Source organism: Planktotalea sp., assembly GCF_018607995.1.
GTDB lineage: Bacteria > Pseudomonadota > Alphaproteobacteria > Rhodobacterales > Rhodobacteraceae > Planktotalea.
The window spans coordinates 210,841-228,503 of record NZ_JABBAL010000023.1 but is presented as its reverse complement, the minus strand read 5'-3'; the positions used below and the strand labels follow the sequence as shown (position 1 = coordinate 228,503).

Genomic DNA, 17,663 nt, shown 5'->3' with positions numbered 1-17,663 from the left:
GCTTATGCGCCAATCTTGGGCTCAGTGCCCGCGCGCAAGCGTGTAATGTTGGATCTGTGGCGCCAGAAGATTAGGGCCGTAAGGATAACGCCCATCACAAAGCCTTCGGAGTAACCAAGAAGTGTCATCCAGAATGTTGATGAGCCAGCCGCTGCAAGCGCTGCGAGAGAAGAAATGCGTTTCAAGGCGGCGAAAGCCGCCCATGTCGCGCAGCACGCTGCGCCAACTGGCAAGCTGAGTGCGAGCAAGAGACCAAGGAAGGTTGCAACTCCTTTGCCGCCTTTGAATTTAAGCCAGATCGGATAGCAATGTCCGATGAGTGCCATCGAGCCTGCGACTTGCGCTGCGTCTTCCCCTGCCATTGCGCGGGCAATAAGCGCGGCAATGGCACCTTTCGCCCCGTCAAGAACGAGCGTTGCGAAGGCTGCTGGCTTTGATCCTGTGCGCAGAACATTGGTTGCGCCAATGTTGCCAGACCCGATATCACGCAAATCTCCCAGGCCCATGAGGCGCGAAATTAAAACGCCGAAAGGAACAGAGCCAAAGAGATAGCCAAGGACGGCCCAGATAAGCAGCGCGAGCACGCTTGTTTCGATGATTGGCATTTAGTCTCTCTCAAAAACTGGGCGCCCCGCCACGTAGGTTGCATGGACCTTACCCTGCATACGCGCGCCGTCAAACGGGGTGTTCTTGGATTTACTGTGCAGCTTGAAGCGATCCATGATGAAGGGCGCGTCTGGATCAAAAAGAACCAGATCAGCGGGTGCGCCAACCGCGAGACGGCCAGCATCGAGGCCAAGACGTTTCGCAGGGGCTAGACTCAGTGCGCGCCAGAGTGTCGGTAGATCCATATAATCGTTGTGGATCAAACGCATGGCAGCAGGCAAAAGCGTTTCCATCGCGACTGCGCCAGAGGCAGCTTCTTCGAAAGGTAGACGCTTGCTTTCCTCATCTTGCGGCGTGTGCATTGAGGAGATGAGATCGATGGTGCCATTTGCCAGCGCGTCAATTACGGCGAGGCGGTCGCTTTCCGATCTGAGCGGCGGCTTGACCTTAAAGAAGGTCCGATAATCCGCGACATCAAGCTCGTTCAATGTGAGGTGATGGATGGACACGCCCGCGGTGATGTCGAGGCCATTGGCCTTTGCGCGCTCTAATGCAGGCAGCGCACGCGCGGTGGTGATTTGATCCGCATGATAACGCACCCCTGTCATTTCGATCAGCGCGATATCGCGATCCAGCCCCATGCGTTCGGCCATTGCAGACACCGCAGGCAGACCGCGCAGGGAGGCGAATTTGCCGGATGTGACGGCAGCGCCCTTGCTGAGATTGGGTTCTTGAATGTGCGCGATGACCAAGGCACCAAGGCTGCGTGCATATGTAAGCGCGCGGCTGTAGGCCTTGGTGTCGCTGATCACATGATCGCAATCGGTAAAAGCGACCGCGCCTGCGTCCTGCAAAAAGCCGATCTCGGTCATTTCACGCCCCTCACGCCCTTTGGTGAGTGCCGCCATGACAAGGACGTTAACGGGCGCCGCTTCATTCGCGCGGCGGCGCACAAATTCGAGCACTTCGGGACTATCAATTGCTGGTGCCGTGTCAGGCCGCGTTACCATTGTCGTCACACCACCCGCCGCCGCCGCAAGGCCCGCGCTGCGGTAGCTTTCCTTATGACGTTCGCCCGGTTCGCAAACCTTCACGCCAATGTCGATGATCCCAGGCGCAAGGCACTTGCCTGCGCAATCTATTACCTCAGCGTCCGCGGTCGGCTCTGCAATTTTGCCGTCAACGACACCAAGGTCGCCAATATCATCTGTGCCTGTCTCAGGATTGATCAGGCGAGCGTTGGTGAACCGAATGTTCATGTTAGATCTTTCCGAATTTGGCGCATGAATTTGTGAACATGACGTCCGTCTTCAATACGTTTGAACCCGTTGTTTGTGCCTTGGAAAAAGACGCTACCAGGCGGGCCGACTTTGAGCGTGATCGTCATATCCGCATCTATATCACGGTCGATCAATAACTTGCCCTTGCTCGGATGGTCTGTCGCAATGGAAGTGCGTTTTTTGGTCAGCGTATAGTGGGTCTTAGAGCGCAGATAGGCGTCCCAGAAGATGTGGCCAAAAGCATTGTAACAGCCAATAAAGAAGAACGGCAGACCAAAGAGCGGGAAAATTTTTGGAAGGAAGCCACCAAAGCCTGTGCGTCCAAAATCACTTGTGATATTCATCGCCATTGTCATCCAGAAGATCGAAAATCCGATGAAGAAAAGGCCCATGAGGGTGCCCATGATATCTATGTTTTGAAAGGACAGACCAGCATCTGGCCGCCCTTGCCACAGGATCGTTTCACCGTCGTCTAATATGCCGTCCCAACCGTCGGTTTGCGCGCTCATCTCAGGCGATCCACACGAAAAGTGTGACGAATAATGCCAACAAGATCAGCACGATGGATGCGACGCGGCCGGACATTCTTGGGTCTTTGGGGTCTTCCATGAACAGGCCTCTCTTATGGCGTGATGCGGATGAACATTGAAATCGTGGTCAGCACGATGATGGCGAATGCGGCCAAAACCCAGAGCAAAACGCGATTATTGGTCGGGCCTTGCTTTGGCACTGGGCTGGATATTGTCCCGCTTGCGGATGATGTGGTGATCGGGGGCGCGGTTGTGTCGAGCGGCGTCTCGCCAAAGCTCGCTATCCAGCGCAGGGGTGCTTGCGGTGCCAGTGTCGTGGCTATTCCGCCGAATGCGGCCGAGCGCACAAGCGCGACATCTCCTTTGAGCGCGCTGATCTGTGCGCGCATGGCTTCGATCTCATCGGGCTCGATCCCCATGCCAAGGGTGAGATAACCCTCCAAACCCAGCTCGTCCAAGTCACTGATCGTGATGATATCCGCCTGCTCGGGATCAAGGATTTCAACACCCAGTGCCTGTGTGAGATTGCTGTGATCAAAACTTTGCACAGTTTCAATTGCGAAAAGACGCACGATCCCATGCTCAGTTGCTGTGATGTCCATGGTCAGGCTCATGCCATGACACCTTTTGGCGTCGCACGCAGATTACGCGCCAGTAAATCCATTGCGGCCATGCGCACAGCAACACCCATTTCGACCTGCTCCTGAATGACGGAGCGGTTGATATCGTCTGCGATGTCCCCGTCAATCTCAACGCCTCGGTTCATCGGGCCAGGGTGCATTACGATCGCGTCGGGTTTCGCGTAGCTCAGCTTTTCCGCATCAAGCCCGTAGCGGTGGTAATATTCACGCTCAGACGGGATAAAGCCACCGTCCATGCGTTCCTTTTGCAGACGCAGCATCATCACGACGTCGACATCTTTCAGACCTTCGCGCATGTCCTCGAACACTTCACAGCCGAACTCGCTGATCTCACTGGGCATCAAGGTTGGCGGGCCAATCAAACGCACACGGTTTTCCATCTTGCCAAGCAGCATAATGTTGGACCGCGCGACACGTGAATGGGCTATATCGCCGCAAATCGCGATGGACAGACGGTGAAGGCGGCCTTTCGCTCGGCGGATTGTCAACGCATCGAGCAAGGCTTGGGTCGGATGTTCGTGTCGCCCATCACCCGCATTAAGAACTGCACAGTTCACTTTTTGCGCCAATAGATCCACTGCGCCCGAATGGGGGTGACGCACGACTAGCAAATCGGGATGCATCGCGTTCAAAGTCATCGCCGTATCAATCAGCGTCTCGCCCTTTTTGATCGAACTCGCCTGCATCGACATGTTCATCACATCCGCGCCAAGGCGCTTGCCAGCCAGCTCGAAACTCGCCTGTGTGCGGGTGGAGTTTTCAAAGAACATATTAACCTGCGTAAGGCCTGCGAGTGCATCGGAATGTTTGTGCTTGGCGCGACCTAGATCAACGTATTGATCGGCAAGATCAAGAAGGGCAGTGATCTCGGACGGGTGCAAATGCTCGATCCCGAGTAGGTGAGCTTGAGTGAAAGTCATGCGCAGCCCTCGTTTGGTTTCGAGGCGTTATAGGCGCGCTGTCACGTGCGGGCAAGATGGGGCGTTCCCTATCTGGCGCTAGCCGCATAGATTGGCTGTATGGAATCGATGCAGATCACGCAATTGGATAATCACACGGCGAAGGCTCTGCTGGAATGGCAGGTCGAATTCGGCGTGGATGAGACGATGTCCGAAACCCCTGTGAACCGGTTCGAAGTGAAGCCAGAGCCGAAGAAAACCGTGCCTGCCGCCGCCCCGCCTAAGATCGAGGCTGGGATTGCGCCGGTCGCCGACAAGGTCGACGGCGCAGCCCTGGCGCGCGATGTAGCGATGGCGGCGCAGGATATCGGTGCTTTGAAGACAGCGCTTGAACGCTTTGAGGCTTGCGAACTGAAACGCGGCTCGCGCAATATGGTCTTTGCAGACGGCACGTTTGGTGCGCGCGTGATGGTGATTGGCGAAGCGCCGAATCGCGATGAAGATCGCTCTGGCTTGCCCTTCACGGGTGACACGGGTGTTTTGCTCGATAATATGTTGAAAGCAATTGATCTTAGCCGTGCAGAAACTGTCTATCTTACCAACGTCTTGCCGTGGCGACTGCCGCGTGGCGGCGATGTGAGCGAGGCTGATCTTGCCATGATGATGCCGTTTCTAGAGCGTCATGTTGCTTTGGCGAAACCCGATATTTTGGTCTTGATGGGCAATGTCGCCTGCCAGGCGGTGCTTGGGAAACGCGGCATCACCCGTCTTCGCGGACAATGGGGTGAGGCGATGGGCCTACCCGTCATGCCGATGTACCACCCTGAGTTTCTACTTAATAATCCCACCAAAAAGCGCGAAGCTTGGGCGGATCTGCTCGCATTGAAAGCAAAACTAGGGGCGACCGAATGAGCAAGATAGACGACACTCGCACTTTCATCCCTGTACGCATCGCTGTGCTAACAGTGTCAGACACGCGGGCACTGGCAGAGGATCGTTCTGGTGATGTCTTGGTTGGACGTCTTGAAACCGCGGGCCATATCCTAGCAGATCGCAAAATTATTCGTGATGAACGCGTGGAGATCGCGGAGCAATTGCGTGCGTGGTGCTCCGATAATGCGATTGACGTAGTGATCTCCACAGGTGGGACCGGTCTGACGGGTCGCGATGTCTCAGTTGAAGCGCACCGTGATGTGTATGAGAAAGAGATTGATGCGTTTGGCACGGTATTCACGCACGTGAGCATGAAGAAAATCGGAACATCTGCCGTGCAAAGCCGCGCGACGGGTGGCGTGGCGCTAGGCACATACCTCTTCGCACTCCCCGGAAGTCCCGGCGCGTGCAAGGATGCTTGGGATGAAATTCTGGCGTTTCAACTCGATTATCGCCACAAGCCCTGCAACTTTGTGGAAATAATGCCACGCTTGGACGAACATTTGCGACGGAAATAAGCGCGCGCGCCGTATCACGTTAAACGTGACTGGATTTGCCATCGCATTTTCGGTCATTACGTTAATTCTATGACTGGCTAGAAAGTTGGCACTATGAGATTTTTACGACAGAGCCTCGCAGGGCTATTCTTGGTTGCGATGACCGCTGGATTGCTCGTCTACGCAGGCTCGCTCGTCTATGGTGCAGTGCAAGCGCGGATGAGCGAAGAGCAGCGCCCCAACCGCTCACGCGAACGGATTTTTTCGGTCACTGTGTTGCCCGCCGAAATCCAAAGCGTGGCCCCCATTTTGACGGCCTTTGGCCAGATCGAAAGTGCTCGTACCTTGGATCTGCGGGCTGGCGCATCCGGTACGGTTTTGGAGCTTTCAGAGGATTTCACCGAAGGCGGCAACGTCGAAGCGGGTGAGCGTTTGCTGCTCATTGACCCCGCAGAAGCGCAAAGTGCTTTGGATCGTGCTGCCAGTGATCTAAGCGATGCCGAGTTGGAAGCCCGTGAAGCTGCGCGCGCGATTGGGTTGGCCCAAGATGAGCTGGACGCAGCCCGTGAACAAGTCGCACTGCGTGAGAAAGCTTTTGCGCGTCAAGAAGATCTCGCAAAACGTGGCGTCGGAACGGCTGCAACCGTTGAATCCGCCGAGCTTGCCGCGTCATCCGCGCGTCAATCGGTGTTGGCACGCCGACAAGCCTTGGCGCAAGCAGAGGCGCGTGTAGAGCAAGCGACAACGCGCATTGCGCGCGCAAAACTTGCCAAAGCCGATGCGCTGCGTCGGTTGGAAGACACCGCAATTTCCGCGGAATTTGATGGAGCTTTGACCGAAGTAACCGCCTCCCGCGGGAGTTTGGTAAGTGCGAATGAACGCCTTGCCCGTTTGATTGATCCCAATGCGTTGGAAGTGTCGTTCAGGCTCTCCACCGCGCAATATGCGCGGCTTTTGGACGAGCAAGGTGCGCTAAGCGACGCCCCGGTGTCAGTAGTTTTGGATGTCTTTGGCGCAGACTTGATCGCCACAGGGACGCTAAGCCGTGACAGCGCTTCGGTGGGTGAAGGGCAATCTGGCCGCTTGGTCTTTGCCACGCTCGACAAAGCGCCTGGGTTCAAACCGGGAGACTTCGTGCGCGTTGAAGTGACAGAGCCTGAAATCGGTGGTGTGATCCGCTTGCCCGCCACTGCGCTGGGCGCGGATGGCAATGTGCTGTTGATCGGGGCCGAGGATCGTTTGGAAGCGATGGCCGCGACGCTTGTGCGCCGTCAGGGCGACGATGTGTTGGTACGTGCGCGTGGCTTGCGCGGTCGCAATGTTGTCAGTGCGCGCACGCCGCTGTTAGGGGCGGGAATCAAAGTGAAGCCCCTCACTGTAGAGGGTGCCGCGAAGATCGAAGAACCTGAAATGCTGGAGCTCAGCGAAGAACGTCGCGCCAAGATCCGGGCTTTTGTGGAAGCCAACAAGCGTATTCCAGACGAAGCGAAAGCGCGCATTCTAAGCCAACTTGATAAGCCCAAGGTCCCTGCGCAAATGGTGCAGCGGATCGAAGGCCGGATGGGGGGGTAAGCGATGGTGCGTCCTCTCTCCAGTGGTGCAGGTGGTGTGCTGAGCTATTTCGTGCGCCACAAAACGTTGGCCAATCTTTTGCTGGTTGTCATGCTCGTTGCGGGCTTGGTTGCGATGCCAAAAATGCGCGCGCAGTTCTTTCCTGATGTGGTCGTCGACAAGGTCTCTGTGTCTGTCGCATGGGACGGCGCAGGTGCAGAGGATGTGGATGCGGCTATCGTTCAGGTGATGGAACCTGCGCTCTTGTCGGTGGAAGGTGTCGAAAGCTCAAGTGCAAGCAGCCGCGAAGGAGGTGCCTCGATTTCTTTGGAGTTTGAGCCGAATTGGGACATGGCGCGCGCAGCAGATGATGTGCAATCTGCGGTGGATCAAGTGACAGCCTTGCCGGATGAAGCCGAGGATCCCGTCGTACGGCGCGGTCAATGGCGCGATCGTGTAACGGACATTGTGATCACCGGGCCTGTGGGTGTCGAACAACTTGCTCTGTTTGCAGATGAACTAAGCATTCGCCTATTCGGTGAGGGTGTGACACGCGCCACTATTCGCGGGGTTGCAGCGGGGCAAACAATTGTCGAGGTGCCGTCGAGCAATCTGATCTCCTACGATGTCGCTATGGCCGATATCGCCGCCGCGATTGCGTCCGAGGTCGATGCCGATCCCGCAGGCGATGTATCTGGCGGCTCTGCACGTGTGCGCACTGGCGTTGAGAAACGCACGCCTGAGCAAATTGCACAGATCGTTTTGCGCTCTAATGATGATGGTTCCAAACTGCGCATCGGCGATGTCGCGCGTCTGAGCCAAGAGGGTGTGGACCGCGAGGTCGGGTTCTTTGTTGGCGACGATCCTGCGATGAGCATCCGCGTGGACCGCTCTGACAAAGGCGATGCGATTGCGATCCAAAGACAGGTCGAAGACGTGGCCGCCACCATGCAGGCAACCTTGCCCGAAGGAGTCACAATCGAGCTGATCCGCACGCGCGCGGAATATATCAGCGGTCGTTTGAACATTCTGCTGGATAACGCAATCACGGGCCTCGCGCTGGTGGTGTTGCTGCTGTTCCTGTTCCTCAATGCACGCACCGCATTCTGGGTGGCTGCGGGTATTCCTGTGGCTTTGTTTGCAGCGATTGCGATCATGTATTTGGGCGGTTTGACGATCAATATGATCTCGCTTTTCGCGTTGATTATCACGCTTGGGATCGTGGTGGATGATGCAATTGTCGTGGGTGAACACGCGGATTACCGTGCGCGCGAATTGAACGAACCGCCAGTCGTCGCCGCCGAGAACGCAGCGCGGCGCATGGCGATGCCAGTGTTCTCGGCGACGCTTACGACTGTGATTGCGTTCTTTGGATTGGTTGCAGTTGGCGGACGGTTTGGCGATTTGATCGCGGATATCCCCTTCACGGTTATCGCCGTTTTGATCGCCTCGTTGGCAGAGTGTTTCCTGATCCTGCCCAACCACATGAGTCATGCCTTGGCGCACAGCGTCAAAACCCATTGGTACGATATGCCAAGCCGCGTGGTGAACAAAGGTTTCGAGTGGGTTCGCGATACGATTTTCCGGCCGCTAATCGCAGGCGTAATCTGGGCGCGCTATGTGGTGTTTGCAGGTATGATTGTTGTTCTTGCCAGCCAAGTGTCCCTGGTCATTGCGGGCGATGTGCAGTGGCGGTTCTTTAACGCGCCAGAGCGGTCTTCGGTCACGGGTAACTTCTCCATGGTCGAGGGCGCAAACCGCGAAGACACGCTTGCGATGATGCGCGAGATGCAGCGCGCGACCAATGATCTTGCGGCGGAGTATGAGAAAGAGCACGGCACAAATCCGCTCGATTATGTGATGGCCACGATTGGCGGGTCGTCGGGACGCGGTTTGGCGGGATCGGATACCAAGGACAACGATTTGTTGGGTGGCATTTCGATTGAATTGATTGATGCAGACTTACGACCCTATTCCAGCTTCGCCTTTGTTGCGGACTTGCAAGATGCAGTGCGCCGCCATCCGTTGACGGAAAATATTTCGTTTCGTTCATGGCGTTCTGGTCCGGGTGGATCTGGCCTCGATGTCGAGTTCTTCGGTGCGGATGCGGAGACTTTGAAAGCCGCCAGCGAAGCGCTTCAGTCCGAATTGGCGCGTTTTCCAGAGGTCTCTGCGGTCGAGGACAATCTCGCCTATGACAAGGAAGAGCTGATCCTTGAATTGACTGCACAAGGCCAAGCACTGGGCTTTACAATTGATCAACTGGGTCGTGTCTTGCGGCACCGCTTGAACGGGATCGAAGCGGCGAGCTTCCCAGACGGACCGCGCAGTGCCACGATCCGCGTTGAACTTCCAAGCGATGAATTGCGCGCGGATTTTCTTGATAGCACTTTGCTGCGCAGTAAGTCGGGCAGCTACGTGCCCTTGGCGGATATTGTCAGTGTCACGCAACGGACTGGATTTTCCACAGTGCGGCGCGAAAATGGTGTGCGTTTGATCTCGGTGACGGGCGAAATTTCAGAAGATAATCCAGCCCGTGCGAGCGAGATAGAGGATGCGTTGGAAGAGCAAATCTTGCTGCGTATCGCATCAGAGCAGCAGGTGGAATGGCGCTTGTCTGGTCAATCAGAGCAAGAAAGCGCCTTCCTCAGTGATGCGATGACAGGGCTGATCTTGTCGTTGACTGGGATTTATCTGGTGTTGGCTTGGGTCTTTTCCAGCTGGACGCGCCCTGTTGTGGTGATGGCAGTGATCCCCTTTGGCTTGGTCGGCACGATCTATGGGCACGCGGTTTGGGATATACCTTTGTCGATGTTCTCTATTGTTGGGATGCTGGGCATGACAGGCATTATCATCAACGATTCCATTGTCTTGGTGACGACGATTGACGAATACGCCAAGGATCGCGGTTTGATCCCGTCGATTATTGACGGAGTTGCGAACCGTTTGCGCCCTGTGATGCTGACGACCTTGACGACTGTGCTGGGCTTGCTGCCGTTGCTCTTTGAGCGCTCTAGCCAAGCGCAATTCCTGAAGCCAACGGTTGTGACTTTGGTCTATGGCTTGGGCTTTGGCATGCTTTTGGTCTTGCTGGTCGTGCCGTCCTTGATAGCGATGCAGTATGATGTGCGCCGACGGGTGGATGCGTATAAACGCGGGCTTGGTTTTCGTGCGTCAGGACCGCGCGCGGCGTTGCTGGCGTTGTCCGGGCTCGTCGCTGGTTGGCTCGTGGCGACGTTGGGATATGCGGCCGTTAACGGCGCGCTCTTGCCGTTCATCACACAACTCGTCCCGCGTCTCGGCGAAATGTCAGCGATGCCAGCGGCGTTGTTGATCTTCGTCGTGGGACTTAGCGTGATGGTGGCTTCGGCTTTCGCGTTTTCCCTGCTGGCGCTCACACTCATGCGGCGCGGCCAGAGAGAAGCGGCTTAACCTCCCGTGCATCCCGCAATTTCAACGGCTTTGTTTTCACCCAAGACGGTGATGCGAATGCCGCTACGGTTCAGCATAAAAGGCGCGCCCTCAACATGTTGTATGTCTGTGGTCGCGCTTAGCGTATTGCCAGAGCGGTGCATCTGCGGTTCCGCGATCCACAAAAGCGGGTTTGCGGCTTCGATGACCATGGCTTCGTGGCGGCCCACCTTTGGCAAGCTCAACGTTGTTGTCAGTGAGATACCGTCTGCTGTTGGCGTAATCTGGCAGCGCACGTTCTTGGCACCCGCTTCTTTGCCCGTATAAGCGCGCTCCGCGAGGGACGCCACAATCCGGCCATCGCGTTTTTTATCTGCAGCAGGCAGCACCGCAGAAATACGCAGGGTTTGCGGCACGCAGATATCTTTGCACACACCGATATCAATCTTGGCATTTACCGTGATGTCACCACCCTTGGACTTGGGCATGATTTGCAGCGGTAGAATGACCTGATCATGATACACGATCGAGCGGAGGCCGTTCTGTTCGTAGACCTCAGGACGCGGCCAAATAACCTGCGCAGCTTTGAAATTGCGCGAACCTGCCATGTCGAACGTCGGCGGTATGCCCGCATCGCCGGGTGCGCGCCAGTAGGTGTGCCAGTCGTTTTCCAGCTTTAGTCGAATGCCAGCCATGTGGCTGCCATCGGCTTGACGCCACCCTGTGATCAAGCTCGCATCAATGATGTCATCGAAATTTTGCGCGACTGCGTTTGACCCAAGAGTCATAGCGACAAGGGCAGAAAGAAGTGTGGTTTTTAGCAACATACAAACTGCGTGCACTTTGGCGCGTACAATGTCACGTCACTAATTTGCGAGAAATATTGCTGATCGGACAAGTAGCCCTTGCGTTGACCTGTCACCGCTATCATCTATTTCTCCAATAGCTAGAGATAATGAAAAGTATGATTTCCCCCGATCCTCCGATCGAACTTGTTGGCAAGTGTTTGATATCAATGCCGGATATTCCAGATCCGCGTTTTCAAAGCAGCGTGATTTTTATCTGTGCCCATTCGGCGGAAGGGGCCATGGGGCTCATTGTGAACAAGCGTGTTCAAGACGTCGAATTGGGCGACCTCATGGATCAACTTTCTATTCCGAAAGGCGACACCAGTCCCGATCTGCCAATCTACTTTGGTGGTCCGGTCGAGCATGGGCGCGGATTTGTTCTGCATGGCGCAGATTACAAATCAGAACTGTCGACAATGAAAACGGGGTTGCAGTTCGCGATGACAGCGACAATCGACATATTGGAAGACATCGGTGCGCATAAAGGTCCAGAGCGCGCTTTGATTGCGCTTGGTTATGCTGGTTGGGGGCCAGGTCAACTAGAGCAGGAGATCGCGGCCAATGGGTGGCTGTTGGCCGATGTGGGACCGGATATCATCTTTGACACACCAGATTCGCAAAAATGGTCCGCATCGCTTGGTGCGATCGGGATTGATCCTGCGATCCTGTCTTCCAGCGGCGGGAGTGCCTAAGCTTATGCGCTGGCTGTGACGATGTTCACATGGCCCATCTTGCGACCCGCGTTCACCTCAGCCTTGCCATACAAATGTAGCGCTGTTTCCGCTTGCGTTGCCAGCGTTGGAACGCGGTCCATATCGTCGCCGATCAGGTTCTCCATGACCACATCAGAGTGGCGCTGACCGTTGCCGAGGGGCCAGCCAGCAATCGCGCGGATATGTTGCTCGAATTGATCCACAGTGCAGCCATTCTGGGTCCAATGGCCGGAATTATGCACGCGCGGCGCGATTTCATTTACCACAAGCCCTGCCTGTGTCACGAAAAGCTCGACGCCCATCACCCCCACATAGTCCAGTTCATTTAGTATACGACCCGCCAGCAAAACCGCATCCATGCGCAGCGCCGATTTGACGTTCGCGGGCACGGTGGTTTTACGCAGAATGCCGCCCTCATGGACGTTTTCACCCGGATCATAGCAGGCCACTTCGCCGGATGGGCTACGCGCAGCGATCACTGAGATTTCGCAACTAAAATCGATGAACCCTTCCAGCACAGAAGGCGCACCAGCCATGTCAGTCAGCGCTTGATCTGCATCGGCTGCTGACTTGAGACGAGCTTGCCCTTTGCCATCGTAGCCAAACTGTCGTGTCTTCAAAATGGATGGCACACCAACTTGCTCGATTGCGGCTTGCATGCTGGTTGCGTCTTCAACTGCTGCATAGGGCGCGACGTTCAGGCCGAGACCGTTGAGAAAATCTTTCTCAGTGATGCGATCCTGTGAGATGCGCAGTGCTTCGCGGCCCGGATGGATTGGTGCAAGCGCGCCTAGTAAATCAAGCGCGGACGTCGGCACATTTTCGAACTCATATGTGATGATATCGACGGCCTCGCCGAAAGCGCGCAATGCGGTTTCATCGCCGTAGGCTGCGGTGGTCACATGATCAGCAACCTGGCCCGCTGGCGGGTTTGTGCCAGGTTCGAAAATATGCGTGCGAAAGCCCAAGCGCGCAGCCGCAACAGACAGCATACGGCCCAATTGACCGCCACCCAAAATACCAATGATTGAGCCTTGCGGAAGGGGGTTAGTCATCAACTGGTTCCTCTGGAATGGAGTTTGACAAAGCTTCGCGCCACGCATCCAAACGCTGAGCGAGATCAGCATCAGACGTCGCGAGAATACCAGCCGCCATAAGGCCTGCATTCGCTGCGCCCGCACCACCAATCGCCATAGTCGCCACAGGAAATCCGCGCGGCATTTGCAGGATGGAATAAAGGCTATCGACGCCTGAAAGTGCCTTGGTCTGCACGGGCACACCCACAACAGGCACACGGGTTTTCGACGCCATCATACCGGGCAAATGTGCGGCACCGCCAGCCCCTGCGATGATCACTTTCAAGCCACGAGAGGCCGCGGTTTTGCCGTAGTCCCATAAACGATCGGGGGTGCGATGCGCGGAGACGATTTTGGTTTCGTATGGAACCTTCAAAGCGTCCAGCATATCGGCGGCTTCTTTCATGGTGGGCCAATCGGACTGGCTGCCCATGATGATTCCTACTTCGATCTTAGCCATGCTGTGACACCTTGAAATGGACGCGGTAAATATGAGCGGATATCTATAGCCTTATGCTGTATTAGCGCAATGCGATTAGGCGATAATGTCAGGTGTCAATCGATCTTCAATCTGCGCGATTTTGTCTTTCAAACGCAGCTTGTTACGTTTGAGACGTTGCAGTGTTAATGGATCCGCAGTTCCCTTTTCCGCAAGCGCATGAATAGCCTCGTCCAAATCACGATGCTCACGGCGCATAACTTCCAACTCTACGCGCAGCACATCGTTGGTTTTCATCGAAATATCATTGGGCGGGGTCATATGTGAAAAATCCGTGAAAGGTCTTATTGTCAGAGTAGTCAGTATAGCGTTGCTGCACAGGCGCGCATAGCCCTTGCACTGAGCTTTGATGCTTCCCATATTCGTCTTATCGCCGGTTGCCAGAACGGGACCGCTGCAGATCGACAGTCGCTTTACTTTAAGGACAGACCGATGACGAAAATGACACTGGGATCTTACCCGCACATGCTGGGGTTCGAGCAATTGGAACGGCTTGTCGAACGCACAGCCAAATCCGGAAACGAAGGCTATCCCCCTTATAATATCGAACAAAATACAGATACCTCTTACCGCATAACGCTCGCCGTGGCCGGCTTTGCGGAGGATGATCTGTCTATTACCGTTGAGGATCGCCAATTGGTCATCCGTGGACGGCAAACCGACGATATCGAGGGCCGTATGTTCCTGCACCGTGGAATCGCCGCGCGGCAGTTTCAACGTAGTTTCGTGCTGGCGGACGGGGTCGAGGTGGGTGAAGCCTTGATGGAAAACGGTCTGCTGCACGTCGATTTGACTCGTGCGCGACCAGACACAGTTGTTCAAACAATAAGCATTAAGAAAGGGTAGAGCATGACAGAGAATTTTGATTTTGCGAAAAACAGCGAAGAGCGGATTGTTTATGTGCGCTCGATTGATGTGACGGACCTGCCGGAAGAAATGCAAAAGCAGACGGATGGCACAGAGCAGCTTTATGCGGTGCATTCTGAGGACGGTGCGCGTTTGGCGATTGTTGCAGATCGCAACCTTGCCTTTGTGCTGGCGCGCCAGAATGACTATGCGCCTTACGCGGTGCACTGATGGCTGACTTTGCTGTCCATTGGGTCGATGCGTTCACGGATCGCCCCTTTGGCGGCAATGGATGCGCCGTCGTTCACCACGCGGCGCGTCTTGACGATGAAACCTGTTTGACCTTCGTGCGCGAAACGTCGTTGGTGGAATGCACTTTTCTTGGCCCCTCTAATGTCGCCGATGTGCGTGTGCGCTATTTTCTCGCCACTCGTGAAATTCCATTTGCAGGTCATCCAACAGTAGCCTCAGTCGTTGCGGCCCACGCGGCGGGAACGATTGGCACGGGTGATGTGACGCTGGAAACTTTAGCCGGCATCATCCCCGTTCACTTAAGCGAGGATGGTAAGCGCGTCACGATGCGCCAGATCGCGCCTGTGTTCGGGCCTGTTGTCGATATTGAATTGGCCGCAGCTGCGATAGGATTACGTGTGGAGGATATCATCGCTCCGCCCCAAGTGGTCTCCACGGGCTTACCCTTTGTTGTTACGCTGCTCCGCGATCGGGTCGCGCTTTGTTGTGCGGCACTGAATGCCTCTGCAATTGAGGCCATGAACAACACTTTGGAAGAGTTCGGCGCTGATGTAATGGAGCCATTTCTAAGCACGCTTGGCGGTTTTACAAAGCAAGGCGATACGTTTTCGCGACTGCTCTTGTTGCCACCAAGTCCTGCGGAAGATCCGTTCACAGGGTCTGCGACAGGTGCCTTGGCGAGTTACCTTTGGACGCACGGTTTGATAGAAACGCCTGAATTCGTAGCAGAACAAGGCCATGCAATGGGTCGTCCTGGACGTGCAGATGTGCGGTTAATCGGGCCGCGCGATGCGATTGAAGGTGTTGAGGTTGCAGGTGCGGGGCATATTTTGATGAGCGGCATGCTGCATTTGTGATCATGGCTGGGGGTTAGCCCCGTGACCCACGGGATATTTATAGAAATAGGAAGCGCAAAGCAGGTTTTATGGCTGGTACTCTAAAAAGGCTTTCAGGGAGGCTTCGAATGCTCGAGGTTGTTCGGCGTGAAGCCAGTGGCCCGCGTCCTGTATTTTGGCAAATTTTGCATTGGAAAAATGGGTTTTGATCTTAGCGCGATGCTCAGGCAGAACGTAGTTTGAATTTGCGCCTGATAGGAACAAGGTAAGGCTGTTGTATGTGCCTGAGACTTCGGGGAAGCCAAGGATCTTTGGCATGTCTTGCTCCAGCGTATCAAGGTTGTAGTTCCAACGTTTTTCTTTCACATCAAGCGATTGGGTGAAAAACGATTGTAGCGTTTTATCCTCTACGTGCGCTGCCAGTTGCTCCACCGCATCCGCGCGGCGGGTGACTTTGGACAGATCAACTGCGCGCATGGCGTCGATGAATTGTTGTTGCGAATGGGTGTAGGTGACGGGCGCTATATCGGCGACCAAGAGCCGCGCGACTTGGGCTGGTTCGCTCAAGGCCAGCACCATCGAAGCCTTGCCTCCCATGGAGTGTCCGACCAAATCGACCGTGCCCCCGTGTGTTGCAATCACTTCGCTCAGATCGCTCGCCATATCTTCATAGCTGTGGCTGCCTGCGTGAAAACTGTTGCCATGATTGCGCATGTCCGGCGCAATGACGCGCCGCTTTTCGGACATGCGTTTGGCAATGACATTCCAATTGCGTGCCGATCCGAACAACCCGTGAACGATCATCAGCGGGGGCTTTGTCGTGTCGGTACCATGTGTGAGGATATTTAGCATGGGCCAAGGCGTAGCGTGAAATTCGCACATGTTCCAGTCGGCATTGCTTGAGGCGACATTAGGCTTGGCGTACTCTCTGCGCGTACGTGAAAGTGAGTCGATGCAAAACGATCTAGATCTCAATGCGATAGAGCAGAAAGTGCTGAACTTGCTGCGTGTGAAGCTGGGTGTCAAAGCCCGCGATCTGCCACGCGGGATGAAGCGTGCGGGACGTCGCCTACCGCGTGATGCGCATCGTGCAGCGCAAGTGATCAGCACCGCGAAAGTGCAACTAGGCCACCCAAAGCTTGCGCGTATAGTGGACCTGCATGCAGTCGCGACTGCGGAAACTGTGCTGCACACGCATCTCGAAAAGATAGACCCCAAAGAACGTCGCAAACATGCCATTCTGTCGATGCTTGGCGCGCAAGCGCTAAACATCTTGGGGGTCTTCGCGCTGGTTATCGCCCTTCTGGCGTGGCGCGGGTTTTTGTGATCGGGGTTGGGATCAATGCATCGCGCATTACAACTGTGACGGTGACAAAACTCACATAAAGTAACAGATACCATGACCCGAGTTTTGCGAGGCTGACAATCGCGATCCCGTTCGCGCCTGCGTAAATCCAGGTGCCTGTGCCCGTGCCTACGTTCTCAGCGACCCAAAGGAAGAAACTGGTAAGCAGTGTGGCTAAGGGCAGTGGCATCCAATAGTCTGCGTCCGCAATTCGAAACCAAACACGTGTGCGGATGAATAGGATCAACGTAGCTGCGAACAACAGATAGCGTGCGTCCCAAATGTAGTGATGGGTGAAGAAATTCAGATAGATCAACGTGCCAAGAGTGAAGGTCATCCAAAGCGGCGGGTAGGGCGCGAACTTCATATCAAAGATGCGAATGACACGCGCTATGAAAGAGCCGACTGCCGCATACATAAACCCCGAAAACAGCGGCACGCCCCAAAGTTTGAGTAATGCGGGTTCGGGATAGGCCCAGCTTCCTGCGTTAACCTTGAAGATTTCCATCGCCGTACCCGTGAGGTGAAACAGCAAGATCACGCGCGCTTCAGCAAGGGTTTCGAGCTTGAAAATCAAGAAAAGCGCCTGGAGCGTGATCGCGTAGATCACCAACGCATCGTAGCGCTGAACGGCCCAGGCATTGTTCCAGATCAGGTCTGATATGATGAGACCAGAAAGCATGAGCGCACCAAATAGACAGGCCCATGCTTGTTTTAGGGTGAACATCACCAGCTCAGCGATCGCCCTCGGCAGGCGATTGCGCATTGCATCGCCTAGGCGACGTTCCATGTGGCGGGTAGATTGCTTTTTACTCATCCCGCTTTAGTGGCACAGGGGCAGGGTTGTAGACAATCGCGGGGCGTGATGTTTGGCAAACAAAAAGGGGCACGCCAAGCGAC

Annotated in this window: 20 protein-coding genes; 9 read left to right on the top strand and 11 right to left on the bottom strand. The window is 55.3% G+C overall.

Going from position 1 to position 17,663, the window contains the following annotated elements:
- Positions 1-2: 2 nt before the first annotated feature.
- The 5 genes from plsY to QZ280_RS09590 form a co-directional block, all read right to left on the bottom strand.
- Complete coding sequence (gene plsY, locus QZ280_RS09610) at positions 3-605, bottom strand: glycerol-3-phosphate 1-O-acyltransferase PlsY (protein ID WP_293443181.1); 603 nt, start codon at positions 603-605, stop codon at positions 3-5.
- Positions 606-1,865, bottom strand: coding sequence for a dihydroorotase (gene pyrC, locus QZ280_RS09605; RefSeq protein ID WP_293443178.1), 1,260 nt, complete (start codon positions 1,863-1,865; stop codon positions 606-608).
- Positions 1,862-2,395: an aspartate carbamoyltransferase catalytic subunit gene (locus QZ280_RS09600; RefSeq protein ID WP_293443175.1), complete on the bottom strand. Its 534-nt coding sequence runs from the start codon at positions 2,393-2,395 to the stop codon at positions 1,862-1,864. The genes pyrC and QZ280_RS09600 overlap by 4 nt, the downstream gene beginning before the upstream one ends.
- Before the next feature lie 113 nt (positions 2,396-2,508).
- The gene (locus QZ280_RS09595) at positions 2,509-3,030 is read right to left on the bottom strand and encodes a hypothetical protein (protein WP_293443172.1); all 522 of its coding nucleotides are present in this window, start codon (positions 3,028-3,030) and stop codon (positions 2,509-2,511) included.
- The gene (locus QZ280_RS09590; RefSeq protein WP_293443170.1) at positions 3,027-3,977 is read right to left on the bottom strand and encodes an aspartate carbamoyltransferase catalytic subunit; all 951 of its coding nucleotides are present in this window, start codon (positions 3,975-3,977) and stop codon (positions 3,027-3,029) included. The genes QZ280_RS09595 and QZ280_RS09590 overlap by 4 nt, the downstream gene beginning before the upstream one ends.
- A gap of 99 nt (positions 3,978-4,076) precedes the next feature.
- Between QZ280_RS09590 and QZ280_RS09585 the strand changes: the two genes are divergently transcribed.
- The 4 genes from QZ280_RS09585 to QZ280_RS09570 all read left to right on the top strand — a co-directional run bounded on the left by QZ280_RS09585 (position 4,077) and on the right by QZ280_RS09570 (position 10,369).
- Positions 4,077-4,868, top strand: coding sequence for a uracil-DNA glycosylase (locus tag QZ280_RS09585; protein ID WP_293443167.1), 792 nt, complete (start codon positions 4,077-4,079; stop codon positions 4,866-4,868).
- Entirely contained in the window at positions 4,865-5,407 is a 543-nt protein-coding gene (moaB, locus tag QZ280_RS09580) for a molybdenum cofactor biosynthesis protein B (RefSeq protein ID WP_293443164.1), read from the top strand. The genes QZ280_RS09585 and moaB overlap by 4 nt, the downstream gene beginning before the upstream one ends.
- A 93-nt stretch (positions 5,408-5,500) precedes the next feature.
- Positions 5,501-6,958, top strand: a complete 1,458-nt coding sequence (locus QZ280_RS09575) for an HlyD family efflux transporter periplasmic adaptor subunit (RefSeq protein WP_293443162.1) — start codon at positions 5,501-5,503, stop codon at positions 6,956-6,958.
- A 3-nt stretch (positions 6,959-6,961) separates the two neighbouring features.
- Positions 6,962-10,369, top strand: coding sequence for an efflux RND transporter permease subunit (locus QZ280_RS09570; RefSeq protein WP_293443159.1), 3,408 nt, complete (start codon positions 6,962-6,964; stop codon positions 10,367-10,369).
- Here the strand turns inward: QZ280_RS09570 and QZ280_RS09565 are convergent.
- The gene (locus QZ280_RS09565; protein ID WP_293443156.1) at positions 10,366-11,175 is read right to left on the bottom strand and encodes a protein-disulfide reductase DsbD domain-containing protein; all 810 of its coding nucleotides are present in this window, start codon (positions 11,173-11,175) and stop codon (positions 10,366-10,368) included. The two genes, QZ280_RS09570 and QZ280_RS09565, sit on opposite strands and share 4 nt — an antisense overlap.
- Positions 11,176-11,312: 137 nt before the next feature.
- On the opposite strand from QZ280_RS09565, the gene QZ280_RS09560 reads away from it, so the two are divergent.
- The gene (locus QZ280_RS09560; RefSeq protein WP_293443752.1) at positions 11,313-11,888 is read left to right on the top strand and encodes a YqgE/AlgH family protein; all 576 of its coding nucleotides are present in this window, start codon (positions 11,313-11,315) and stop codon (positions 11,886-11,888) included.
- A gap of 2 nt (positions 11,889-11,890) precedes the next feature.
- Here the strand turns inward: QZ280_RS09560 and QZ280_RS09555 are convergent, their stop codons facing one another.
- The 3 genes from QZ280_RS09555 to QZ280_RS09545 form a co-directional block, all read right to left on the bottom strand.
- Positions 11,891-12,964, bottom strand: coding sequence for a 5-(carboxyamino)imidazole ribonucleotide synthase (locus QZ280_RS09555; protein ID WP_293443154.1), 1,074 nt, complete (start codon positions 12,962-12,964; stop codon positions 11,891-11,893).
- Positions 12,957-13,445: a 5-(carboxyamino)imidazole ribonucleotide mutase gene (purE, locus tag QZ280_RS09550; RefSeq protein ID WP_293443151.1), complete on the bottom strand. Its 489-nt coding sequence runs from the start codon at positions 13,443-13,445 to the stop codon at positions 12,957-12,959. Before purE ends, QZ280_RS09555 begins: the two co-directional genes overlap by 8 nt.
- A gap of 75 nt (positions 13,446-13,520) precedes the next feature.
- Positions 13,521-13,745: a DUF465 domain-containing protein gene (locus QZ280_RS09545; protein WP_040778810.1), complete on the bottom strand. Its 225-nt coding sequence runs from the start codon at positions 13,743-13,745 to the stop codon at positions 13,521-13,523.
- 171 nt (positions 13,746-13,916) lie between these two features.
- Between QZ280_RS09545 and QZ280_RS09540 the strand changes: the two genes are divergently transcribed.
- Genes QZ280_RS09540 through QZ280_RS09530 form a run of 3 tightly spaced genes read left to right on the top strand, consistent with a single transcriptional unit; the run spans position 13,917 to position 15,439 of the window.
- Positions 13,917-14,330 carry an Hsp20 family protein gene (locus tag QZ280_RS09540; RefSeq protein ID WP_293443144.1) on the top strand — a complete coding sequence of 138 codons (414 nt, stop codon included), beginning with the start codon at positions 13,917-13,919 and terminating at the stop codon, positions 14,328-14,330.
- 3 nt (positions 14,331-14,333) lie between these two features.
- On the top strand, positions 14,334-14,561 hold the full coding sequence (locus tag QZ280_RS09535) for a DUF1150 family protein (RefSeq protein ID WP_293443141.1): 228 nt from the start codon (positions 14,334-14,336) through the stop codon (positions 14,559-14,561).
- Positions 14,561-15,439, top strand: coding sequence for a PhzF family phenazine biosynthesis protein (locus QZ280_RS09530; protein WP_293443138.1), 879 nt, complete (start codon positions 14,561-14,563; stop codon positions 15,437-15,439). The genes QZ280_RS09535 and QZ280_RS09530 overlap by 1 nt, the downstream gene beginning before the upstream one ends.
- A 66-nt stretch (positions 15,440-15,505) precedes the next feature.
- Here the strand turns inward: QZ280_RS09530 and QZ280_RS09525 are convergent, their stop codons facing one another.
- The gene (locus QZ280_RS09525; protein ID WP_293443135.1) at positions 15,506-16,270 is read right to left on the bottom strand and encodes an alpha/beta fold hydrolase; all 765 of its coding nucleotides are present in this window, start codon (positions 16,268-16,270) and stop codon (positions 15,506-15,508) included.
- Between the two features lie 28 nt (positions 16,271-16,298).
- On the opposite strand from QZ280_RS09525, the gene QZ280_RS09520 reads away from it, so the two are divergent.
- A complete protein-coding gene (locus QZ280_RS09520; RefSeq protein ID WP_293443133.1) occupies positions 16,299-16,745 on the top strand; it encodes a hypothetical protein in 447 nt (148 codons plus the stop codon).
- Here QZ280_RS09520 and QZ280_RS09515 read toward each other — a convergent pair.
- Entirely contained in the window at positions 16,711-17,580 is an 870-nt protein-coding gene (locus QZ280_RS09515; protein ID WP_293443130.1) for a DUF817 domain-containing protein, read from the bottom strand. The two genes, QZ280_RS09520 and QZ280_RS09515, sit on opposite strands and share 35 nt — an antisense overlap.
- Between the last annotated feature and the right edge of the window lie 83 nt (positions 17,581-17,663).